This window comes from Janthinobacterium darwini, from assembly GCF_051380905.1.
Taxonomy (GTDB): domain Bacteria; phylum Pseudomonadota; class Gammaproteobacteria; order Burkholderiales; family Burkholderiaceae_D; genus Janthinobacterium.
The window spans coordinates 151,138-174,568 of record NZ_JBNYXX010000007.1 but is presented as its reverse complement, the minus strand read 5'-3'; the positions used below and the strand labels follow the sequence as shown (position 1 = coordinate 174,568).

19 protein-coding genes are annotated in these 23,431 nt (G+C 61.3%); 12 read left to right on the top strand and 7 right to left on the bottom strand.

Annotation, left to right across the window (positions count from 1 at the left end):
• Positions 1-4 precede the first annotated feature (4 nt).
• On the bottom strand, positions 5-139 hold the full coding sequence (gene rpmH / locus ACQ4WZ_RS26495; protein ID WP_010401996.1) for a 50S ribosomal protein L34: 135 nt from the start codon (positions 137-139) through the stop codon (positions 5-7).
• Between the two features lie 636 nt (positions 140-775).
• Here rpmH and dnaA point away from each other — a divergent pair.
• The 5 genes from dnaA to ACQ4WZ_RS26470 all read left to right on the top strand — a co-directional run bounded on the left by dnaA (position 776) and on the right by ACQ4WZ_RS26470 (position 8,412).
• The gene (gene dnaA / locus ACQ4WZ_RS26490; RefSeq protein ID WP_034781304.1) at positions 776-2,170 is read left to right on the top strand and encodes a chromosomal replication initiator protein DnaA; all 1,395 of its coding nucleotides are present in this window, start codon (positions 776-778) and stop codon (positions 2,168-2,170) included.
• A 149-nt stretch (positions 2,171-2,319) separates the two neighbouring features.
• On the top strand, positions 2,320-3,426 hold the full coding sequence (gene dnaN / locus ACQ4WZ_RS26485; protein ID WP_034754341.1) for a DNA polymerase III subunit beta: 1,107 nt from the start codon (positions 2,320-2,322) through the stop codon (positions 3,424-3,426).
• A 153-nt stretch (positions 3,427-3,579) separates the two neighbouring features.
• Positions 3,580-6,078 (top strand): DNA topoisomerase (ATP-hydrolyzing) subunit B, encoded by a 2,499-nt coding sequence (gyrB, locus tag ACQ4WZ_RS26480; protein ID WP_436574860.1) that lies wholly within the window; start codon positions 3,580-3,582, stop codon positions 6,076-6,078.
• A gap of 145 nt (positions 6,079-6,223) precedes the next feature.
• The gene (locus ACQ4WZ_RS26475; RefSeq protein ID WP_133989104.1) at positions 6,224-7,144 is read left to right on the top strand and encodes a bifunctional helix-turn-helix transcriptional regulator/GNAT family N-acetyltransferase; all 921 of its coding nucleotides are present in this window, start codon (positions 6,224-6,226) and stop codon (positions 7,142-7,144) included.
• A 206-nt stretch (positions 7,145-7,350) separates the two neighbouring features.
• Positions 7,351-8,412 carry a GGDEF domain-containing protein gene (locus tag ACQ4WZ_RS26470; RefSeq protein WP_101483140.1) on the top strand — a complete coding sequence of 354 codons (1,062 nt, stop codon included), beginning with the start codon at positions 7,351-7,353 and terminating at the stop codon, positions 8,410-8,412.
• Here ACQ4WZ_RS26470 and ACQ4WZ_RS26465 read toward each other — a convergent pair.
• Complete coding sequence (locus tag ACQ4WZ_RS26465; protein ID WP_101483141.1) at positions 8,391-8,762, bottom strand: hypothetical protein; 372 nt, start codon at positions 8,760-8,762, stop codon at positions 8,391-8,393. The genes ACQ4WZ_RS26470 and ACQ4WZ_RS26465 overlap by 22 nt on opposite strands.
• 123 nt (positions 8,763-8,885) lie before the next feature.
• Between ACQ4WZ_RS26465 and ACQ4WZ_RS26460 the strand changes: the two genes are divergently transcribed.
• Positions 8,886-9,902 carry a hypothetical protein gene (locus tag ACQ4WZ_RS26460; protein WP_436574859.1) on the top strand — a complete coding sequence of 339 codons (1,017 nt, stop codon included), beginning with the start codon at positions 8,886-8,888 and terminating at the stop codon, positions 9,900-9,902.
• 169 nt (positions 9,903-10,071) lie between these two features.
• A complete protein-coding gene (locus ACQ4WZ_RS26455) occupies positions 10,072-11,223 on the top strand; it encodes an AI-2E family transporter (protein WP_436574858.1) in 1,152 nt (383 codons plus the stop codon).
• Position 11,224: 1 nt separating this feature from the next.
• Here the strand turns inward: ACQ4WZ_RS26455 and ACQ4WZ_RS26450 are convergent, their stop codons facing one another.
• The 3 genes from ACQ4WZ_RS26450 to ACQ4WZ_RS26440 all read right to left on the bottom strand — a co-directional run bounded on the left by ACQ4WZ_RS26450 (position 11,225) and on the right by ACQ4WZ_RS26440 (position 15,889).
• Positions 11,225-12,958, bottom strand: a complete 1,734-nt coding sequence (locus tag ACQ4WZ_RS26450) for a methyl-accepting chemotaxis protein (protein ID WP_436574857.1) — start codon at positions 12,956-12,958, stop codon at positions 11,225-11,227.
• 338 nt (positions 12,959-13,296) lie between these two features.
• Positions 13,297-14,931: a toxin-antitoxin system YwqK family antitoxin gene (locus tag ACQ4WZ_RS26445; protein ID WP_436574856.1), complete on the bottom strand. Its 1,635-nt coding sequence runs from the start codon at positions 14,929-14,931 to the stop codon at positions 13,297-13,299.
• A 40-nt stretch (positions 14,932-14,971) separates the two neighbouring features.
• On the bottom strand, positions 14,972-15,889 hold the full coding sequence (locus ACQ4WZ_RS26440) for a DMT family transporter (RefSeq protein WP_436574855.1): 918 nt from the start codon (positions 15,887-15,889) through the stop codon (positions 14,972-14,974).
• A gap of 103 nt (positions 15,890-15,992) precedes the next feature.
• On the opposite strand from ACQ4WZ_RS26440, the gene ACQ4WZ_RS26435 reads away from it, so the two are divergent.
• From ACQ4WZ_RS26435 to ACQ4WZ_RS26425, 3 genes are all read left to right on the top strand, one after another.
• Positions 15,993-16,781, top strand: a complete 789-nt coding sequence (locus tag ACQ4WZ_RS26435) for an AraC family transcriptional regulator (protein WP_436574854.1) — start codon at positions 15,993-15,995, stop codon at positions 16,779-16,781.
• A gap of 116 nt (positions 16,782-16,897) precedes the next feature.
• The gene (locus ACQ4WZ_RS26430) at positions 16,898-17,497 is read left to right on the top strand and encodes a MarC family protein (protein ID WP_101483148.1); all 600 of its coding nucleotides are present in this window, start codon (positions 16,898-16,900) and stop codon (positions 17,495-17,497) included.
• A gap of 31 nt (positions 17,498-17,528) precedes the next feature.
• Entirely contained in the window at positions 17,529-18,074 is a 546-nt protein-coding gene (locus ACQ4WZ_RS26425; RefSeq protein ID WP_436574853.1) for a DinB family protein, read from the top strand.
• On the opposite strand, the gene ACQ4WZ_RS26420 is transcribed toward ACQ4WZ_RS26425, so the two are convergent.
• Together ACQ4WZ_RS26420 and ACQ4WZ_RS26415 are read right to left on the bottom strand one after the other, a co-directional pair.
• On the bottom strand, positions 18,039-19,229 hold the full coding sequence (locus tag ACQ4WZ_RS26420) for an MFS transporter (RefSeq protein ID WP_436574852.1): 1,191 nt from the start codon (positions 19,227-19,229) through the stop codon (positions 18,039-18,041). The two genes, ACQ4WZ_RS26425 and ACQ4WZ_RS26420, sit on opposite strands and share 36 nt — an antisense overlap.
• Positions 19,226-20,407: a serine hydrolase domain-containing protein gene (locus ACQ4WZ_RS26415; RefSeq protein WP_436574851.1), complete on the bottom strand. Its 1,182-nt coding sequence runs from the start codon at positions 20,405-20,407 to the stop codon at positions 19,226-19,228. Before ACQ4WZ_RS26415 ends, ACQ4WZ_RS26420 begins: the two co-directional genes overlap by 4 nt.
• Positions 20,408-20,526: 119 nt before the next feature.
• On the opposite strand from ACQ4WZ_RS26415, the gene ACQ4WZ_RS26410 reads away from it, so the two are divergent.
• A complete protein-coding gene (locus ACQ4WZ_RS26410; protein WP_101483152.1) occupies positions 20,527-21,417 on the top strand; it encodes a LysR family transcriptional regulator in 891 nt (296 codons plus the stop codon).
• A gap of 232 nt (positions 21,418-21,649) precedes the next feature.
• The gene (locus ACQ4WZ_RS26405; protein WP_436574850.1) at positions 21,650-23,356 is read left to right on the top strand and encodes a methyl-accepting chemotaxis protein; all 1,707 of its coding nucleotides are present in this window, start codon (positions 21,650-21,652) and stop codon (positions 23,354-23,356) included.
• Positions 23,357-23,431: the final 75 nt, after the last annotated feature.

Here is a 23,431-nt window from a genome sequence, read left to right as displayed (position 1 = left end):
AAGCCTAGACGGCCAGACGTTTGCGGCCCTTTGCGCGACGTGCGTTGAGCACATCACGGCCACCACGGGTAGCCATACGAGCGCGGAAGCCGTGCGTACGCTTGCGGCGAACGACGGAAGGTTGGTAAGTACGTTTCATGTTGGTCTCGCTAAAAACAAAAAAAATGCAAAATCGGGTCTGACGTCCCGTCAGTTTTTGGTGCCAATGACAATCGCGCACTTATGCCAAGGCACAAGCTGGCCAATCTCATCGCCCGCTTGAACGCGCACCAAATCTACTACGCGGAGCGATTTGCGGCCTCCGGTGCTCACTGTGCCTTCGCACAGTTGCGCGCCTCAGCCACAACTCATCACCGCTCGCTACGATTTGATACTGCGTCGTTAATCCACGCTTAGTCCATATTGTCGTTCCAAATGAATAAACACGGAATACGGGCGGGGAACCCTGAATTATTCAGCATATGCCCCCCTCTTGTCAAGGATTGCCGTGATCGCCCGAAAATTTACGCGCCGCGCCCCATCTTCCGGCAAGGCCCCGCCACAGGCCGCGCCAGCACTACCTGAGACGGGATAACCGGGGGATAAGTCGCCTCTTATACACACGGCGCCCCACCCCGCCACAGAAAAATAACAGCCGTGCCTGTGGATAACTTTGGCAGTCGGGAGTAGAATAGCGCGTTACGTGTGGCGAGCCCTCGCGCGACGCCGGCCTTGCAACACGGTGAACGCAGGGCAGAATCGATACGCCCTCCCACACCTTTTCACATAGACATACATGGATAATTTCTGGCAGGCCTGTTCCGCGCAGTTGGAACTGGAGCTGACACCGCAACAATTCAGTGCGTGGATCAAACCGCTTATCCCTCTCGATTACGAAGAGGGCAAGCTGCGCATTGCTGCGCCCAATCGCTTCAAGCTCGATTGGGTCAAGACCCAGTTCGCCAGCCGCATCACTGCGCTGGCCATACAGTACTTCGAAGCGCCCACGGAAGTGCAGTTCGTGCTGGACCCGCGCCTGGCCCTGCCGAAGAAGCCCGTCACCGCCAGCACTCCGGCCAGCGATCCGAATGGCGGCGCGCCCAGCGCGCGCGCCGCGGAGCCGCAGCCCAGCGTGCCGGAACTGAGCATCGGCGCGGCACCGCGCCGCGAGCAGAGCCGCATCAACACCGACCTGACCTTCGACAGCTTCGTGACCGGCAAGGCCAACCAGTTGGCGCGCGCCGCCGCCATCCAGGTGGCGAACAATCCGGGCGTGTCCTATAACCCGCTGTTCTTCTACGGCGGCGTCGGTCTGGGTAAAACCCACTTGATCCACGCTATCGGCAACCAGGTGATGGCCGACAATCCTGGCGCGAAGATACGCTACATCCACGCGGAACAGTACGTTCGCGACGTAGTGACCGCTTACCAGCGCAAAGGTTTCGACGACTTCAAGCACTACTATCACTCGCTCGACATGCTGCTGATCGATGATATTCAATTCTTTGGCGGCAAGAGCCGCACGCAGGAAGAGTTTTTCTATGCGTTCGAGGCATTAATTGCCGCAAAGAAACAGATCATCATCACCTCGGATACCTATCCGAAGGAAATCACGGGCATGGACGACCGCCTGATCTCGCGCTTCGACTCGGGCCTGACGGTGGCTATCGAACCGCCGGAACTGGAAATGCGCGTGGCGATTTTGCTGAAAAAAGCCAAGCAGGAAGGCGTGACCTTCTCCGACGACGTGGCCTTCTTTGTCGCCAAGCACCTGCGCTCGAACGTGCGCGAGCTCGAAGGCGCGCTGCGCAAAATTCTTGCGTACTCGCGTTTCCATGGCAAGGACATCACGATCGATATCGTCAAGGAAGCCCTGAAGGACTTGCTGTCGGTGCAGAACCGCCAGATTTCCGTGGAAAACATCCAGAAAACAGTGGCCGACTTCTTCAATATCAAGGTCGCCGACATGTATTCGAAGCGCCGGCCCGCAAATATCGCCCGGCCGCGCCAGATCGCCATGTACCTGGCCAAGGAATTGACACAGAAGAGCCTGCCGGAAATCGGCGAACTGTTCGGCGGCCGCGACCACACCACGGTGCTGCATGCCGTGCGCAAGATCGCGCTGGACCGCACCAAAAACCCGGAATGCAACCACGAATTGCATGTGCTGGAGCAAACGTTGAAGGGCTAAGCACCATTTGGCAAGACTGGCTCAAAACGTGCTTTACCCTTATTATCTGGGAGGGCACCGCAGCCGGTCTGTCGGGGCTCCTTATGGCAACAATTGTTAAATTAATACGTTAAACGTCGTACTGTTCAACCTATACATTGAGGATAAATATGCAATTGGTCAAAACCACCCGAGATACCCTTCTCCGGCCACTGCAGATCGTGAGCGGTATTGTCGAGCGTCGGCACACTATGCCGATTCTGGCCAATATCCTCATCCGCAAAGACGGTGAAAATGTCTCCTTCCTGTCGACCGACACCGAAGTGCAGATCACCACGCACGCGGAAATCGGTTCCGGTGCGGACGTTACTGGCACCACCGTGGCTGCGCGCAAGCTGCTGGACATTTTGCGCGCCCTGCCCGAATCGGGCGACGTCACGATGACCCTGCTGAACAAGCGCCTGACCGTGCAAACGGGCAAGTCGCGCTTCGCCCTGCAAACCCTGGCGGCGGAAGAGTTTCCAACCGTGCAACAGGCGGAAAGCTATAACGCCTCCGTCACCCTGCCGCAGAAAACGCTGAAGCACCTGTTCAATATGGTGCATTTCTCGATGGCGCAGCAAGACATCCGCTATTACCTGAACGGCTTGCTGCTGGTTCTGGATGGCAATAATGTCATCGCCGTCGCCACCGATGGCCACCGCCTGGCGTTTTGCCAGGTCGCCACCGAGCAGACGTTTGCGCGCCAGGAAGTGATTATTCCGCGCAAGACCATCATCGAACTGCAGCGCCTGCTGGAAGAGAACGATGAGCCGGTGCAGCTGGACATCGCCGCCAACCAGGTGAAACTGACCTTTGCCGACATCGAGCTGATCTCGAAGCTGGTGGAAGGCAAGTTCCCCGACTACACGCGCGTGATTCCAAAAGGCTACAAAAACGACTTCACCATCGGCCGCGATGAACTGCTGCGTTCGCTGCAGCGTGCCGCCATCATGACCAGCGACAAGTTCAAGGGCGTGCGCTGCATCATCACCCCGGGCAGCATGAAGATCAGCTCGACCAATGCGGACCAGGAAGAAGCCGTCGAAGAGCTGGAAATCGACTACGGCGGCGACTCCGTCGACATCGGCTTCAACGTGACGTACCTGCTGGACGTGTTGAACAACCTGAAATGCGAATACGTCAACATCGCGCTGGGCGACTCGAACTCGTCCGCCCTGATCTCCATCCCGGACAATGCCGACTTCAAGTATGTCGTCATGCCGATGCGGATCTAAAGACCACAGCCGTGACGTAGGTCGGATTAGCGCAGCGTAATCCGACATGCTGAATCGCCGTCTGTCGGGTTACGCCGTTCCGGCTAACCCGACCTACGGTCATCAGCCAGCAGCCCCGAATCAATCAGCAATCGTTATTTGAGAAAGCAGTCCATGTCCGAGAATCCACAAGACACCCCGATCCAGGCCAAAACGGAAGAATACGGCGCCTCCTCCATCCAGATCCTGGAAGGCCTGGAAGCCGTGCGCAAACGCCCGGGCATGTACATTGGCGACACCTCGGACGGCACCGGCTTGCACCACCTGGTATTCGAAGTGCTGGACAACTCCATCGATGAATCGCTGGCCGGCCACTGCACGGATATCCACGTCACCATCCACAGCGACAATTCGATCTCGATCACCGACAATGGCCGCGGCGTGCCGACCGGCCTGAAAATGGACGACAAGCACGATCCGAAGCGTTCGGCGGCGGAAATCGTCATGACCGAGCTGCACGCGGGCGGCAAGTTCGACCAGAACTCGTACAAAGTCTCGGGCGGCTTGCACGGCGTGGGCGTATCTTGCGTCAATGGCCTGTCGAAACTGCTGAAACTGACCATCCGCCGCGATGGCAAAGTGCATCACATGGAATTCGTGCGCGGCGTGCCACAAGACCGCCAGATCGTCATGGTGGGCGACATCGCCACCTCGCCGATCAAGGTCATCGGCGAAACGGACAAGCGCGGCACCGACGTACATTTCTGGGCCGATGAAGAGATTTTCACGCACGTGGAATTCCACTATGAAATCCTGGCCAAGCGCATCCGCGAACTGTCCTTCCTGAACAATGGCGTCAAGATCAAATTGTCCGACCAGCGCACGGGCAAGGAAGAAATCTTCGCCTTCGAAGGCGGCACGCGCGGTTTCGTCGAGTACATCAACAAGGCCAAATCGGTCTTGCACCCGACCATTTTCCAGGCCACGGGCGAGCGTTTGTCGGACCAGGGCACGAACATTTCGGTCGACGTATCGATGCAGTGGAACGATGCCTACAACGAACAAGTGCTGTGCTTCACGAATAACATCCCGCAACGCGACGGCGGTACCCACCTGACGGGCTTGCGCGCGGCGATGACGCGCGTGATCAACAAATACATCGATGAACACGAGTTCGCCAAGAAGGCGAAAGTGGAAATCAGCGGCGACGACATGCGCGAAGGCCTGACCTGCGTCTTGTCGGTAAAAGTGCCGGAACCGAAATTCTCGTCGCAGACGAAAGACAAGCTGGTATCAAGCGAAGTACGCGGCCCCGTCGAAGAGATCGTCGCCAAGACCCTGGCCGATTACCTGCAAGAAAAACCGAACGACGCCAAGATCATTTGCGGCAAGATTGTCGAAGCAGCGCGCGCCCGCGAAGCGGCCCGCAAGGCCCGCGACTTGACGCGCCGCAAAGGCATCATGGACGGCCTGGGCCTGTCGGCCAAGCTGGCCGACTGCCAGGAAAAAGACCCCGCCCTGTGCGAACTGTACATCGTCGAGGGTGACTCGGCAGGTGGCTCGGCAAAACAAGGACGCGACCGCAAGTTCCAGGCCATCTTGCCACTGCGCGGTAAAGTGCTGAACGTGGAAAAAGCCCGTTTCGAGAAAATGCTGTCGTCCGAGCAAATCACCACCCTGATCGCCACGCTCGGCACCTCGATCGGACCGGACGAATTCAACGTCGAAAAACTGCGCTACCACCGCATCATCATCATGACCGATGCGGACGTCGACGGCGCCCACATCCGTACCCTGCTGCTGACCCTGTTCTACCGCCAGATGCCGCAACTGGTCGAACGCGGCCACATCTACATCGCGCAACCGCCGCTGTACAAAGTGAAATCGGGCCGCGACGAGCGCTATCTGAAAGATGACGCCGAAGAAGCGAGCTACATGATGACGGTGGCGCTGAACACGGCCGTGCTGGTGCCGCGCACTGGCGCGGAAGGCATTTCCGGCGAGACCCTGACGGAACTGGTGCGCAAGTTCAACCTGTCGAACACCATCATGACGCGCCTGACGCGCGTCATCGACCGTGCCGCCCTGACGGCCATCATGACGGGCGTGCAGCTGGACCTGTCGACCCTGGACCTGGCGGAAACCTCCGCCCTGGCCCTGCAGACGGCCATCAACGACAGCGCGGTGAAAGTGCACGTGCGTTCCGACGACTTGTCGGAAAAACACATGCTGCGCATCGAGCGCATGCACCACGGCAACGTCAAAGTCAGCGCCATCGACGCCGACTTCGTGCAAGGCCCGGACTACGCCGTACTGAGCAGCGGCGCCGCCACCTTCGAAGGCTTGATCGGCGAAGGCGCTTTTGTCCGCCGCGGCGAAGGCGAGCGCATGAAGGAAATCGCCGTGGTCGACTTCCACCAAGCCATGCAATGGCTGCGCGACGAAGCCGAACGCACCGTCTCGAAACAGCGCTACAAAGGTCTGGGCGAAATGAATCCTGACCAACTGTGGGAAACCACGATGGACCCAACCGTGCGCCGCTTGTTGAAGGTACAGATCGAAGACGCGATTGCTGCGGATCAGATCTTCACGACCTTGATGGGCGACGACGTGGAGCCACGCCGCGCGTTCATCGAAAACAACGCGCTGCGCGCGGGCAATATCGACGTGTAAGCCAGCTTGCCTGGTTTCCGTGACTGCCAAGGCGGCCCCTTTCAGGGCCGCTTTTTTTATGCGCGCCAGCATCCTGCCGCCACATTGACATACTTGCTAAAAGCAAGTAATAATCTGCCATAAGCAAGAAAATGGGAGGTGTCACATGCAGGCGGATCAACTCAGCGAGCGCACGGAGATGGTGCGTCGTTTCAACCGTTTCTATACACGCCAGATTGGCGTACTGCATGAACACTTGCTGGACAGCGCGTTTTCGCTGACGGAGGTGCGCATCCTGTATGAACTGGCGCATCGTGAGCAACTGACCAGCGCGGACTTGTGCCGCGAGCTGGGCTTGAACGCCGGCTATCTGAGCCGGGTCATTGCCGGATTCGAAAAGCAGGGGCTGATCGCCAAGACGCGCTCGCCCACGGATGCGCGTGCGGTGCAATTACAGCTGACCGAACAGGGACAACACACGCTCGCCCCCCTGGTCGACGCCTCGCGGCGCGAAGTGGCCGCCATGCTGGAACGCTTGCCAGCGACGGCACAGCAGGAGCTGGTCGCTGCCATGGTACAAATCCAGGGCTTGCTGGGGGAGCCATCGCCCGCTTATATCCTGCGCAATCCCCAGCCGGGCGACATGGGCTGGATCATCCACCGGCAAGCCGTGCTCTATGCGCAGGAATATGGCTGGAACAACGAGTACGAGGCACTCGCCGCCGACATCGTCGCCAAATTCGTGCGGGAATTCGACCCGGCCCATGAACGCTGCTGGATCGCCGAGAAGGACGGCAAGGTGATCGGTTCCGTCTTCATCGTGCGCCAGGACGACACGACTGCCAAGCTGCGCCTGCTGTACGTCGATCCCTGCGCGCGCGGTCTGGGCATCGGCAGCCGCCTGGTCGATGAATGCCTGCGCTTCAGCCGCCAAGCGGGCTACACGCACATGGTGTTGTGGACCAACAGCATCCTCACCGGTGCGCGGCGCATCTACGACAAGGCTGGCTTCCAATTGCTCGAAGAAGAGGCGCATCACAGCTTTGGCAAGGATTTGCTCGGCCAGGTGCTGGCGCGCGAGCTGTAAGCAGGCGCTTGTCGGCCCTTTGCATGAAAGCAACTGTGGCGGCGCCAGAACAGTGGCTGCCAATTTCATCGCCCGTATCACCAATCCCCCCAAGAAAACAGTACACTAGTTCCTGAGCGTAACTACTTTTGTACGCGCTCCAAGCCGCCTGCCGTTGCCGGGAGGCGTCCCTGCCGCAAGGCGTGTTGTCTGCCTGGACAAATGCAATGTTCACTTCGCGCAGCCTGTCTCCTGCCTTCTATTACCTGTTCTTTTCAGGAGAACCGGAGCAGCAGCAGCGCTTTTTCAAGGAACTGCATTTCATTTCGATAGCCATTCTGACGTTTGGCCTGGCTTGCTGGCTGGTCACGTTCAGCCTGACCTTGCCGCGCGCTTCGCTCGATCATGCGCAGGCGGCGCTGGGCGTGACGGGCATGGTGATCGGGCTGGTGTTGACCAAGTATGCGAAGTCGCTGCAAGCAATCATCGTCAGCGGCACCATCAGCGTGCTATTCATCGCTTTCAGCTTTCGCGTGCTGATGCTGGGTACGGAAGATCCCGCTTTCTGGGTATTGCCGCTGGGCGTGATGATCACCCTGACGACGGCGCCCATCTTCAGCGGCATCGCGTATTACCTGGGCGTGTCGCTGTGCGTGTGGGCCATCCTGGGGCTGGGACAGTTTCCCGTGCATGCGGGCCAGGCCGACCAGCATTGGCCGGTGCTGGCCGTCACCATCAGCGTGATCATCGGCCTGGCGCTGAATATTTATTTTCTCGTCTTGCGCATTCACAACTACCGTTCCCAGCGCGAGCTGGCGACGATGGCCTACAAGGATGGATTGACCGGGCTCAACAACCGGCGCATGTTTACGCAAAGCGCCCGCGTCCTGCAGCGCACGGCGCACACGCCCGCGTATTTCCTGATGATCGACATCGACGACTTCAAGCAAATTAACGACGTGTACGGCCATGACGTGGGCGACGAGGTGCTGAAAAAGATCGCCGATGTGATCGCCGGGCTGTCTGGCGAGCACCTGTGCGGCCGCCTGGGCGGCGAGGAATTCGCCATTATTTACCTGGGCGAAAAAAGCGCGGCCTGCGCCTTTGCCGCGCAACTGGTCGACAGCGTCGAGGTGGCTTTCGTGCCGGAACGCAAGGTGTCCGTCAGCATCGGCATGGCGGAACTGATCAAGGAAGCGGACTTGTCGCACAGCTACCGGCGTGCCGATGAATCTTTATACCAGGCCAAGAAAAGCGGCAAGAACCGCTACGTGCTCAACGCCGCCTGATTGTGCGGGGCTGACGGCCTTGCATCGAGCAGCGCCAGCAAAGCTTGTGGCGAAATCTTCCAGGGGTCGCGCTGCTCGGGGTCTACCTCATCCCAGCTGTCCTGGGCGCCGATCTTGAGGATGGTCAAGGGAATGTCCTTGCTTTCAAAGAAGGCCAGCATGCGCCGCATCAAACGGCTCACCTTGGCGTGGTCGTCCATATACAAGGAGCAGGTATAGAAACAGCCCTTCTCTCCCATGCTCAATTTCCTGGCCGCGCCGACACGGGAGTGAAGCACGTACTTGTGCAGGAACTCGGTCACTACCTCATCGTCGACGGGAATACTGCAGGAAATGGTGAGCTTGGCCATGATAAGGGGGACAGTGATTCAATAGCCAAGCTTAGCAGAAAGCGTTTCATTCCTGAAATGCTAAGATCGCGGCGCGCGCATGCCGGCAAGTGGTCCGGCATGGCGTCTCGACAAGGATTGCCATTGAATACCCCAGGAAAAATCACTTTCCGCATGCTGTCGCTGTGCGCCGCTCTGTGCTTGCCGCTTTCCAGCATGGCACAAGCCATTGCTGACGAGGATGCCGCCTTCGTGACCGCCACCGTGCCCGTCTCCGTGCCGTCTCCGCCGTTAAGCCTGAACGAGCATCCACAAATCCGCGCCGACGTCTTCAGGCTGCTCGGCTATGCGCGTGGCGACTATACGCAAGGCGATACCCTGATCGCGCTCCAGGTACTCGACAGCATGCGTTCACTGGACGACATCACGCGCACCATGCTGCCCGACGGGCGCTCGGTGCTGGCCTCCATCGATGCCAGCACGCACGGTGCATGGCGCGCCGCCATGCTGTTCGACCCGCAACGCAAGCTGTTGGCGCTGGGCCTCGTCAACGGTCATTGCCAGGCCGCCATTGGCGACGCCGCCCCCGCCTGCCTGCCGTCCACGCATGCCGTGCTGACGGTGTTTTTGCCACCGGGCGCGGAGGACGAGATGGCCGCGCCGCTGCTGGTGTGGGCGCGGCAGCTGCCGCCCATGCTGGCAAAGACCACGCCGGAGCAGCGGCAAAGCATTGCTGCGGTGGAATACATCACTACCCGCCCCGACCAGCCCGGCTGGGAACAGCGCGATGTGCCTCCCGGCTTTCCCGCCAGCTTGCTGCATTTGCTGCTGCCGAATGCGGAATTGAACAGCAGTTCCAGCGGCGGCAAACTCATCGCACCGGCAGGCCTGGCCGGTTTGCCCATGCGCACGCCCACGGAAGCGGCGGAGGCGGGCGACGAGCCCATGCCCGATGCCAGCATCACCCTGCGCAGCTATGCCGATTTCCACTGGGTGCTCAACACCTACGCCAAACTGGCCAAGGGCGCGCAAGTGAAGGGGCATGACGACAAGGTGGTGTTGACCGGCAGCGATACGAGCGGCCGCTACACGGTGACCTTGCGCGAACAGGGCAAGAAGGACAGTGTGTTCATCACCGTGGCCAGCTGGCGGGAACAATAGGCCTGAGAGGACTCCGAACAGGGGAAAACATTGCCATCACGCACAGGAGCATGGCATTTTGGCATTTTGCGGTATGATTTCCGGCCGTGCGGCCCGGCCCGGTCCCTGCCTTGCCCACCAGCCCTTCAAGCCAGCCACGCTTGCGTAGCATCCTGCCCTAAGGAGTCATATGTTCGGTTTTAACTTGCGCGTTGCCAAGATGGTGTGGACGGCGTTCCTGATCGCCTTCCTGCTCTTCCTCACCTACAAGGTCTCGTCGACCCTGATCGTGGTGGTCTTTGCCATTTTCTTCAGCTATCTCGTGTATCCGCTGATCGGACTGCTGGAGCGGCATGGGCCGAAGCGCCTGCCACGCACGGCCAATATCGGCATCGTCTTCCTGGTGGTGATCTTGCTGGTGGCGGTGCTGGGGTCGATCTTTGGGGCGCGGATCGAGGAAGAGGCGATCAAGCTCAGCGACCAGTTGCCAACACTACTCAAAGGCAACAATTTTGCCGAGCGCATCCCCTTGCCGGAATTCATGGAACCCTTGCGCGCGCGCCTGCTGTCGTTCATGCAGACGCAGCTGAGCAGCGGTACGGGACAAGCCATGCCGCTGGCGAAAGAGCTGGGCTTGACCGTCATGCATGCAGCCAGCAACCTGATCTATCTGGTGCTGGTGCCCGTGCTGAGCTTTTTGCTGATCAAGGAAGGGCCGGACATGCGCGACGGTTTGCTGTCCTTGCTGAACCGCCCGAACAAGAAACTCTGGGCCGCCATCATCGATGACCTCGACATCTTGCTGTCGCGCTATGTGCGCGCCCTGCTGCTGTTGTCGATCGCCACTTTTGTGTCCTACAGCATTGCCTTTTCCCTGATGGGCGTGCCGTACAGCCTGCTGCTGGCGGGCGCCGCGGCCTTGCTGGAATTCATCCCGTTTGCCGGGCCGCTGGCGGCGGCCGTCATCGCCGTGGTCGTGGCCGGTTTCAGCGGCTTCGAGCACGTGTTCTGGCTGATCGGCTTTATTGCCGCCTACCGTTTGTTCCAGGATTACGTGGTCAATCCGTACTTGATGAGCGAAGGCGTGGAAGTGAGTCCGCTGATGGTCATCGTCGGCTTGCTGGCCGGCGACCAGCTCGGTGGCGTGGTGGGCATCTTCCTGTCCGTGCCCGTGATGGCGGCCATCAAGATCGTCTTCGTGCGCGCCAGGGCGGCCTTGCAGGCGCGCCACGATGCACTGGAGAAAGCGGAACAGGCAGCAGAGGAAGCGCGCGCCCAGGCCTTGGCCGAGGCGGCGCTGCTGCAGGAACAGGGCAGCAAGGCCACCCTGCCAGCGCAGTAATTTAAAACTCTTCCCACTCGCCGCTGCTGTCCGCGGCAGGTTTGGCCGGACGCGGTTTTGCAGCAGCGACAGGTCCTGCTGCGGCGCGGGCGGGCGCCAGGCGCAAGGCCGGGCGTTTCAAGGCCGTGCTGGCGGCGGCCACGACAGGCTTGCGCAAGGCAGACTTGGCGGCGGCAGGGCCGCTGTGGGCGGCGTCGAGTTTAAAGATGCTGACCATCTCGGCCAGCGCGGCTGCCTGCTCCTGCATCGATTCCGAAGCGGCTGCCGCTTCTTCCACCAGTGCCGCATTTTGTTGTGTCACGGTATCCATTTCCGCCACGGCTTGATTGATCTGGCCGATGCCCAGTTCCTGCTCGTGGCCGGCGGCGCTGATTTCGCCCATGATGTCCGTCACGCGGCGGATGCTGGACACGATCTCGTCCATCGTTGTGCCCGTCTGGCTGACCAGTGCGCTGCCGGCGCCCACGTTCTGCACCGACGCTTCGATGAGCACCTTGATATCCTTGGCGGCGCTGGCCGAACGGTGCGCCAGGTTGCGCACTTCCGTGGCGACGACGGCAAAACCACGGCCCTGTTCGCCTGCGCGCGCCGCTTCCACGGCCGCGTTCAGGGCCAGGATGTTGGTCTGGAAAGCGATGCCATCGATGACGCCGATGATGTCGGCGATCTTTTTCGACGATTCGCTGATGGTGCCCATGGTATCGACAACTTGCGCCACCAGCGCGCCGCCCTTGACGGCCACGTCCGATGCGGACACGGCCAGCTGGTTCGCCTGGCGCGCATTGTCGGAATTCTGCTTGACGGTCGAGGTCAGCTCTTCCAGCGAGGACGCCGTTTCTTCCAGGCTGGAAGCTTGCTGCTCCGTGCGGCTCGACAAATCCAGGTTGCCCGAAGCGATTTCATTGCTGGCCGTGGCGATGGCGCCGCTGCCGTCGCGCACGCCGCGCACGGTGGTCGACAAGCGTTCCTGCATCTGCTGCAAGCCCGTCAGCAAAGCACCCATTTCATCCTGGCGCGTGATGACGATGTCGTTGGCCAGGTTGCCGTCCGAAATGGCGCCAAAATGGCGCAGGGCCTGGTCCAGCGGGCCAAAGATGGCGCGCAGCAGCAAGATGCTGGAAATAATCGTCATCAAGGCGCCTACTACCATGCCGATGATGGCCATGGTCACTTGCGTGTGGTAGCTGGCCTGGCTGTCCGCATACATCGCGGCGGCCGAGGTGGACTGATATTGCGTCAATGTTTCGGCTGCCTGGTCCAGGGTGCGGTAAAGGGGCGACAAGCCGGTCATCATCAGCTTGTCCGCCTGCTCGATATTGTTTTCGCGCAAAGCCTTGCCCATGGCCAGCACGCCATTATTGATATAGTCGCTGCGCTTCTTGTCCATGTCGTCGGACAGGCGCTTTTCTTCCGCGCTTTGCGGCAAGCCCAGGTACACCTTCCAGGACTTGTTGGATGCTTCCATGAATTGTTCGGAGCGTGCCAGGGTCTCCTTGGCATCCGGCGCATCCGGGTGCACCATTACGCGGTCCATCGTGAAACGGGCGCGGCCCAGGGCGATTTGCGATTCGCCGATGGCCTGCGTCGATGCCAGCTGATTGCTGTAGACCTCATTGAGACTGTTATTCGCCGATTTCAGGCTGATGATACTCATGACGCCCAGCACGGCGATCAGCAAGCCCAGCACACTCATGGTGGCGATCAGGCGCATTTTTATTGTTATGTTCGACAGCATGCAGTTTCCTTGGTAGGGGCGTAACCATGCCTGCGCTGGCCAGATGGGATAGCAGCAAGCGCCAGATGGGCGGGTCACGTGAATTGTTCAGGACAGATCGATACGGCGTGTGCGGCAGCAGGGGGGAAGGCGGCCCGCGCATATCGTCAGGAGTGAAATACAGGGCAACAGGGTTGAGGTTTCCTGTACTTTTAATTTCCTGATCGCAAGATACAGGGAAAGATTACTGGTAGCAATATGCAGCTGGGATTTTCACGCTTTGTAACAAGCGGATGATGTTTTTTGCGCAGAACTGGCATTCCGCTGCCGTGCGCCCTCGCGTCGGAATGCCAGGTATGTTAATAGACGGTTTCTTCGATGAGCTGGCCATCATCGCGGAAAGACTGAAACCGGCCCGTTTTCTTGCCCATGTGATAACTGCCAATCTGCTTCGGTTTCCCATTCTGGAAATGTTCGATGTTGACGCCATGCAGCACGCCCTTGTGCCAGTTGCGGTGAAATTGCGGCACTTCGCCATCGGGATAAAACAGGGTTTCCTCACCATCGCGCTTGCCGTCGGCAAAGCTGCCCTCGTAACGCCGCTTGCCATCCGGATAAAAGCTTTGCATCGGCCCCTCAAGCACGCCCAGGCGGTAATGTTCGACCAGTTGCAGCTGGCCATCGGCCGCATATTGTTCGAGCTTGCCTTCCGGTTCGCCATTGAGCATGGTCAACACTTGCCAGCCGCCGTCCGGCGTCGCCTTTTTCCACGGCCCCTGCTTGATGTCATCGACGTAGTTGCCGCCACCGCCAGGTTCCACCCACTGCCCCTGTTTCTTGCCATTCACATAATTTCCCTGCCATTGCACCACGCCATCGACGCGGCGCTCGCTAAGACCGTTCAAGCGGTCTTTCACAAAATGGTCGTAGCCAGTGAAGCTATGCATGTCCGCTTCGCGCCATTCAGCCACGCCCGGACTCACTTCCCAACGGCCCGTGCGCTGGCCCCGCTGCATCATGCCTTTCGTGGTTTCGTCGCCGCTTTCATACGTCCACGGCCCCTCGGCCTTGTCGTCGACAAAGGCGCCAAACGAACGAATGGTGTTCGGCTCTTCGAAGTGCCATAGGCCGGTGCGCTTGCCCAGCGCATACAGGCCGTGGGCAAACACGCTGCCCACGCAGCAGTTCACGTCGTATTCGATGAACAGCCCATCCTGGGTGGCGGCAAAGCGCTGTGGCTGTGTTTCCCACGTGATCCACTTGACGTGGTAACTGGGCGCGCGCCCCCCTTCCCACCCTTTGCCCAGCAGATACGTGACGGTCAGATAATGGCCATCCTTTTCCTGGAAGGTTTTCTTATAGGCAAACGCCGGGGCGTCCGCAGGTTTGGCTGGCAGTAACTCGCCGTCGATATTGAAATAGCCAATCAGGGTGCCATGCGCATGCTCGATGGCATCGAACTCGGTCACGCCCGAGGGCGCGTAAGCGATGCTGTAATCAATCAGCCGCAGGGAGGCCAGCGCCGCGCGCACCCGCGCCTCATCCATGACCCTGGCGCCGCGCACGATGGCGTCCAGTGCGGGCTGCAAGGTGGCCACCTTGAACATCCTGCCGCCGCTGCGTTCGTAGCGGTAGGCATGCAAGCCATAGGGATTATCACTGCGGTTGTCACTGCGAGCGCCACTGCGGCTGAGCACGAACGTGGTTTCGCCTTCACTGTCGAGGTCCAACTGGAACACGGCCTCGATGCTGGCCTGGCCATACTTGTCCAGGTTCATGCGCTTGTCGCTGCCGTCATTGCACTGGCAGTAGTAGCCGTTGACTTCGCCGTTTTCCCGCAGGAAAGCCAGCACCACGCCGCCATCGCGGCGCTCGACGGCACTGGCATAGGCCATGGGCTGGCCTGCGTAAAAACGCGCCGCTGCCTGTGCCGGCGCCAGGGCGCCCAGCGCCAGCAGCGCCACCATCGTGATCATCCAAAATGTTTGCCGCATGTCAACCCCACTGCCCAAAACCGCCATTATGCATGGCCATTCAGGCAATGCCGGACACCCCAGGACGGTAGCGGCCAAACAGGGGACGCTGCACCGTCTGCGCCAGCAGCACGCCCAGTAGCGAGATACCGCCGCCGACCAGGTGATACAGATGCATGCTTTCATGCAGCCAGACGATGGCCAGCAAGGCCGTCAGCAAAGGCAGCAGGTTGACGTAGATGCTGCAGCGGTTCGGTCCCAGCAGTTTGACACCTTCGATCCACAGGTAGGACAGGATGATGGACGAGCCGATGCCCCCATAAGCGATCAGGGGCAAGGTGGTGGCGTCCAGCCTCGCGCTGCCGGGCGGCAGCAGCAGGAACAGTGGCAGCATGCAAGCCAGGGCCGCCAGCGCCTGGCAATAAATGGCTTGCCAGGCGGGAATGGACAAGCGCCAGCGGCGCAGCAGCACGCCGTACAGGGCAAAGCTCAGGCAGGCCAGCAGCATCAGCGCGTCGCCCGCATGCACGCCCTGCTGCAGCAGGCCCAACATATCGCCCCGCCCTACCAGATACAGCAAGCCGCCAAACGACAGTACGCCGCCGGCCGCCATGCCCACCGTCAATCGCTCGCCCAGCAGCAGCACGCTGAGCAGGGCCGTCATCAGGGGTGCCAGCGCCGTGACGATGGCCATATTCGTCGCCGTCGTCGATTCGGCGGCGCGGTAGGACAGGCTCTGGAACAGCGCCATCGACATCACGCCGCACAGCGCCAGCTGCCACCACTGGCGGCGGATGGCGGCGCGGTTGCGCCACAGGGGGCGGGCGATAAACGGCGTCATCACCAGCAAGACCAGGACCAGGCGGTAAAAGGTAATGGCCGTGGGGGCGATGCTGGACGCGGCCAGCTTGGACACGACGACATTGCCGGCCCACAGCAGCATGGCCAGGAAGGGATACAGATAGGCGCGCACAGGCATGCGTAGCTCCAGGAATAGTTGCGGGGGAACCATCATGCCGCAGGCGCGCTACGCTTTCTCGCGCTAATATGTCTACACCTATCGCAAAACTGACCTTATTTGTATGGATTGCACCTCCCCCGCCTTTCAGGAATTGCTGCCCGTCTCGGCGCGCGCCATGGCGCTGGCCGTCGACTATGCGCATGGCCACGTGATTTCGGTGCACCGCCACACGCATGCGCAATTGCTGTATGCCATCGAGGGCGTGATGACCATCGAGGCGCAGGGCGGGCGCTGGGTGGTGCCGCCCACGCGCGGCGTGTGGCTGCAGCCCGGCATCGCGCACCAGGTGCGCATGAGCGGCGCCGTCAAGATGCGCACCGTCTTCATCGATTGCGCCAGCTCACCGCTGCTGCCGCGCCACAGTTGTGTGCTCGACATCAGCCCCCTGCTGCGGCAATTGATCGTGGCGGCCGTCGACATCGCGCCCGATTTCACGGAAGGCAGCCGCGACTGGCATCTGCTGCAATTGCTGTTGCACGAGCTCGATAGCCTGCCTGTGCTGCCCCTGTATCTGCCGCTGCCCTTTGATGCGCGCCTGCGCGGCATTTGCGCGCGACTGATGGAACAGCCAGGCGAACAGCAGACGGTGGCGCACTGGGCACAGGAACTGGCGATCACCGAGCGCAGCCTGCACCGATTGTTCCAGAAACAGACGGGCATGCGCTTTGGCCAGTGGCGCCAGCAGGCACGCCTGCTTCGGGCGCTGGAACAACTGGCGCGCGGCAGCAAGGTCATCGACGTGGCCATGGACAATGGCTACACGAGCCAGAGCGCGTTTACCGCCATGTTCAAGAAGCATTTCGGCACCACGCCAACCGCGTTTTACCAGGCAAAAGTCATCGCGGTTTAAAAAAAATGCTGCTATGCATCAATAATCATGGGCGATAGCCACCGCTCTTGTTATCATCGCAAGCCTTATCGCACCGCGCCCATCCTGGCAGCGGTGTTGACCTTAATCACACCACCATGACACAGAATTTCTTCCAGACTTTTATCCTGCTCCTGCTCGTCACCGACCCGTTCGGCAACGTTTCCCTGTTCGTCAATGCCCTGAAACGGGTACCGGTCGAGCGGCGCTGGAAAGTCGTGGTGCGCGAGTGCATGATCGCCTTCGGCATCTTGCTGCTGTTCATGTTCTTCGGCCGCCATTTCCTGAACGCCTTGCAATTGTCGGAAGTGGCGCTGCGCATCGGCGGCGGCGTGATCCTGTTCCTGATCGCCATGCGCATGGTGTTTCCGCAGCCCAATGCGGGCAATAGCGACCACGAGATGGGTGGCGAACCGTTCATCGTGCCGCTGGCCATCCCCGCGCTGGCCGGACCGTCGGCGCTGGCCACGGTGCTGCTGTTTTCCTCGCATGAAATGAACGACGTCATCGCCCACGTGGCGGGGCTGACGGCCGTGGCCGTCGTCTGGCTGGCCGTCTTCCTGTGCGCCGAACGCTTGCAGCGGGCGCTCGGTCCAAGGGTCATGACAGCGTTCGAGCGCCTGATGGGCTTGATCTTGACGGCGATGGCCATTGAAATGTTACTCGCCGGCATACGCGCGTTTTTGAAATCCGTTTAACATTGTCATTCATCCACTGAAGGAGTCCAGCATGAGCCGTTGCGCCCATCTTTGCCTGATGGCCGATTACAACCAGTGGATGAATACCAAGGTCTATGCAGCGGCCGCCAGCCTTCCTCCCGGCGAGCTGGAGCGCGAGCGGGGCGCCTTTTTCGGCTCCCTGCTGGCCACCCTGAACCACGTGATGGTGGGCGATACCCTGTGGCTGCAGCGCTACGCCCAGCACCCGGCCGGCTTTCCCCTGCTCGCCCCCATCCGCGCCATCACGCCGCCCGCCTCGCTCACGCACCCGCTGTTCGCGGCCGACGATTTTTCCGCCATGCAAGCACACCGGCTGTGGCTGGACCAGCTCATCGTCGACTGGGTCGCCTCCATCACGGAAGCCGACCTGGACCATTTGCTCGACTACCGCAACAGCAAGGGACCGAACCGGCGCGAGTTTTTCAGCCTGCTCATGCATTTCTTCAACCACCAGACCCATCACCGGGGCCAGGCCAGCACCCTGCTGTCGCAGGCGGGCGTAGACATCGGCGACACGGATTTACTGTTTCGCATCCCCAACCATATCGAGGACTGACGACGGGCGGTACAGCCACGCCTTGAACAAAATCAAGGCCAGCGCCAAGGCACCCAGCAGCGTACCGCAAGCCAGCGCGCCCTGAATGCCATAGCAGGCGATGGCCATGCCGCCGGCCAGCGCGCCCACTGTCACGCCCAAGTTGATGGCGGCGATGTACACGCCGATGGCAAACGCAGGCGCCTCGCGCGCTTCGCTGCTGAGCCACACTTGCGTGACGATCAGCCCGCTCGTGTGCGCCGCCCCCCAGAACAGCAGCAGTACCGCCAGGGCCACCCAGCCGGTACCAGCGCCCGCATACTGGTACAGCAGCCAGTACGCCAGCCCCAGCAGTACGGGCTGCAGCAAGACCGTGCGCAGCACGTGCGTGCCCAGCTGGCGCCCCGCGAACAGATTGCCCGCCACGCCGCCCACGCCAAACACCACCAGCGCCAGCCCCGTCTGGCGCGCCGACAGGCCCGCTTCCTGCTGCAGATACGCGGCCGCATACGCATACACGGCAAACATGGCGGCAAAGACAAATACGGCGGCGGCAATCGTCAGCCACAGCGCGGGCTTGCGCAGCACGGCCAATTGGCGGCCATACGCCATCGGCGCTTGCTGCGGCGTGTCCGGCAAGAACAGACATAGCCCCAGCGCCGCCAGGACATTCACCAGCGCGCAGACGAGGAACGATGCCTCGTAGCCATACTGGGCGGCGATCCACGTCGTCAACGGGATACCCAGCACCATGCCCATGCTGGTGCCAGTGAACGCATGTGCGCCGGCCCGCGCCGATTGCTGCGGCGGATACAGGGCGGCGGCGGCCACCATGGCCAGCGAGAAATACACAGGGTGGAACAGGGCCGGCACGATGCGCAACGCCAGTAGCACCTCGAAGCGGGGCGCATACGCCGAGGCCACGCTGGCCAGCGCGAACACCAGTAGGGAAACCACCAGCACGCGCTTGCGGCGCCAGCGCGTGGCCAGCAGCACGAGGAAAGGCCCGCCCACGGCGATCACCAGGGCGAACAGACTCACCAGCGATCCCGCCTGCGCCGCCGTCACGCCGTAGCGCTGCATGATCATCGGCAAGATGCCCACCACGCCAAATTCGATGCAATACACGCCGAACAGGCCCAGCGCGAGGAAGACGATCGGGTGCGGACGCGTCATCGCATTTCCTTGGCGCCATACACTGCCTGGCACAGTTCCGTCACGAACGGCCCCGCCATGCCTTCCAATGCCGTATTCGTGAACGCCACCACGGACAGTTCTTGCGCAGGGTCAACAAACCATGAGTGGCCATACGTGCCGCCCATGCGCCAGCTGCCCACGGACTCCGGCGTGGCGGCGGCAAGCGGATCCGTCAGTACCGTAAATCCCAGGCCGAAGCCACGACCGGGCCAGAACGGCAAGTCGAAGCCGCCCGTCTGGCTTTCGCCCATCTGGCGCGCCAGCGCCGGTGGCAACAGCGGTGCGCCACCCAGCCGCAAGGTTTCCAGCAGGCGCATGAAGTCAGGGGCAGAACCGACCATGCTGGCGCCACCGGACGGGTAGGCTTGCGCATCGCGGGCGCGGGCAGGCGACAAGGTAAAACCTGCCATGCCATCGAGAAACGGCAGATGGTCCTCCCCTTCGTCCAGCAAACGGCGCGGCCGGGATTCTCCCGCTGCGCGGTCCGCATAGGCCACGGCCAGGCGCGCCGGATCGGTAGCCAAAAATCCCGTATCGCGCATGGCCAGCGGCGCCGTCACCAGGTGTTCCACGGCTTGCGCCAGCGGCAAACCAGTCACCGCTTCGATCACGGCGCCCAGCACGTCGGTGGCGATCGAATACGCCCAGCGCTCGCCCGGCGCATACGCCAGCGGCACGGTGGCCAGGCGGCGCAGATTGTCTGCCAGGCTCATGCGGGAAGCATCCATGCCGTCCGACACGCCCGCCTGCGCATACGCGCCGCCGGGCGGCTGGAAAAAGCCATAGTCGAGCCCGGCCGTGTGCGTGAGCAGATGCCGCACGGTCATCACCGCCACGGCGCCGTCCGGCTGGCGCGGCGCAAAATACGGTAGCCAGCGCGCCACCGGGTCGTCCAGCCCCAGGCGATCCTGTCCCACCAGCGCCAGCGCGGCTGTGGAGACGATGGGTTTGCTAACGGACGCCAGGCGAAAGACGGCATCCTCGCGCATGGGCGCGCCCGCTTCGCGGTCCAGGTAGCCGGCCGCGCGGCGATACACATCCTGGCCACGCTGGCGCACCAGCACCACGGCGCCCACCAGGCGCTGCTGGCGCAAAACAAAGTCCAGCAGAGGATCGATGCGTGCGGACAATGCCGCGGGAGAAAAGGGAGAAGTCATGGCTAGCCTTTCAAATGGTCAAGCTGCCAAGGTAAGGCAGGCGCGATCAAAGAAAAATGGGCTATAGTTTCTGTCTGTGCGGACGCTGACATCCGCAATCAATGGTGACAAGGAACGACATGGATAACCTGGCGGGATTCACGGCCTTCGTGCAGGCAGCGGAAACGCGCAGTTTCGTGGCGGCAGGCAGGGTGCTTGGCATTTCCGCCTCGGCCGTGGGCAAGAGCATCGCGCGGCTGGAAGAGCGGCTGGGCGTGCGCCTGTTTCACCGCAGCACGCGCAGCATCGCGCTGACCAGCGAAGGCACGGTGTTTCTCGAACGCTGCCGGCGCATCCTGGGCGAGATCGAAGCGGCGGAGCTGGAGTTATCCAATAGCAAGAGCGCGCCGCAAGGCCGGCTGCGCGTCAGCCTGCCTTTGGTCGGCAGCTTGCTCAACCCTGTGCTGGCCGCGTTCGCATGCGCCTATCCGCAGGTGGAACTCGACCTCGATTTCAGCGACCGCCGGGTCGATGTGATCGAAGAAGGCTACGACGCCGTGGTGCGCGCGGGAGAGAGCGCCGACAGCCGTTTGATGAGCCGCCAGCTGGGCCAGTTCCAGCTCCAGCTGGTGGCCGCGCCCGCCTATCTGGCGCAGCACGGCACGCCGGAGCTGCCGGCCGACCTGCTGCTCCATACTTGCCTGCTGTACAAATTTCCCAGTAGTGGCAAGGTCGAGGCCTGGCCCTTGCCCGAGTGGCCAGCCCTGCACGCGGCGGGCTTGCCGGCTGTGCTGAACTGCAACAATGTGGACACCTTGCTGCACTTTGCCGAAAGCGGCCTGGGCATCGCCGCCCTGCCCGACTTTGCCGTGCGCGCGGCACTGAGTACGGGCCGCTTGCAGCCGGTGCTGGACGCGCACCGCCAGCACGACGGTACCTTCCGCATCCTGTGGCCCAGCAGCCGCCACCTGACGCCGAAGCTGCGCGCCTTCATCGATTTCATGGCCACGCACGTGTTTCCCGAACGCTAATGTTTCCTGACGACGGCGCGCTCGTTGTTTCCACACGACAACTTATTTAATTTGCTGCCGATTATTTAACTTTTCGGGGACTTGATACAAGTTTTTGTATTGCAGTGCGGAATTTTGAGGAACAATTACAGGCAGGCCGCCCTTACGTACTAACCCGTAGTGGCAAGGCATGACCGTGTCTGGTGCCTGGCCTGTCGACGTTCTCCCTCACTTCCGCACTACGAAAGCAATCATGTCACTCACACAATTCAAAATCGGCACCCGTCTCGGAATCGGGTTTGCTGTCGTCCTCGGCCTGCTGGTAGCCGTCTTGCTTGTCGGCCTGTATTCCATGGGGCAACTGAGCGCACGCACCCACGACATCGTGACCGACAAGAACGTCAAGATGGCCGCAGCCAACACCATGAGCGACAACGTGCGCAACATTACCCTGGCGATCACCAGCGTGGTGGTGGCACCAACGGAAGCGCTGGTACAGGCGGAACTGGCAAAGATCGGTGAAGCGCGCAAGAAATACGGCGCCGCCAAGGAAACCTTGCAAAACAAAATCTCGACAGACAAGGAAAAGGCGCTGATGGCCGAACTGGACGCTGCCCTGAAATCGGGCGCGCCGCTGAACAACAAGGTCATCGAGCTGCGCAATGCGGGCCAGACGGAAGAAGCGATCGCCTTTTTGACGCAGCAGGCGGCACCAAGTCTGAAGCGCGTGCTGGGCGCACTCGACAGCCTGGTCGCGTATGAAGGCGAGCAAGCGGCGCAAGCGGCAACGGAAGCCGAAACGCTGAGCACCAGCGCGCGCGCCTCCATGATTATCCTGGGCAGCGTGGCCGTGCTGCTGGGCGCCTTTGTTGCCTGGATCATCACGCGCTCGATCACCCACCCCATCAATGCAGCAGTCAGCGTGGCCGAAACCGTGGCGTCCGGCGACTTGTCTTCGCACATCGTCGTCAATTCCAGCGATGAAACGGGCCGCCTGCTGGGCGCCCTGAAAGCCATGAACGACAGTCTGTTGGGCGTAGTGGCGCAAGTGCGCCATGGCACGGATGCGATTTCCACGGCGTCGAGCGAAATTGCCGCCGGCAACCTCGACCTGTCGTCCCGCACGGAAGAGCAAGCCAGTTCGCTGGAAGAGACGGCGTCGGCCATGGAAGAACTGACTTCCACCGTGAAACAGAATGCGGACAACGCACGCCAGGCGAACCAACTGGCGAAAAGCGCGTCGGAAGTGGCCGTGCGCGGCGGCAGCATCGTCTCGCAAGTGGTCGACACCATGGGCACCATCAACGAATCGTCGAAGAAAATCGTCGACATTATCGGCGTCATCGATGGCATCGCCTTCCAGACCAACATTCTTGCCTTGAACGCGGCCGTGGAAGCGGCGCGCGCAGGCGAACAGGGCCGTGGCTTCGCCGTGGTGGCAACAGAGGTGCGCAACCTGGCGCACCGCTCGGCCTCGGCCGCCAAGGAAATCAAGGAACTCATCGCCGCCTCCGTCGCCAACGTGGACACGGGTTCGCGCCTCGTCAACGAGGCGGGCCAGACCATGGGCGACATCGTCGACAGCATCGTGCGCGTGACCGACATCATGGGCGAAATCACGTCCGCCACGCACGAGCAAACCATCGGCATCGAGCAGATCAACATGGCCATTGCGCAGATGGATGAAGTGACGCAGCAAAACGCAGCCCTGGTAGAAGAAGCGGCAGCCGCCTCGCAAAGCATGCAGGAGCAGGCAGGCGAACTGGCGCACGTGGTGGGCTTCTTCAAGACGGGCAACCAAGTCACCAGCACAGCCAAGCTGACGCCTGTGCGCGCGATGCCGGCAGCGCCAGCCATCGCACGCCCCGTGGCCCGCAAGGCACCCGTGCGCCAGGCCGTGGCCGCCGCACCGGCGCGCCGCAGCAATGCCGCTGCAGAGAGCGAATGGGAAGAGTTTTAAGTAATAGCAACACCCTCCAGACGAGCAAGCCAGGCAGGAAGTTGCTGCCTGGCTTTTTTTTGTCCGCAAACAGCA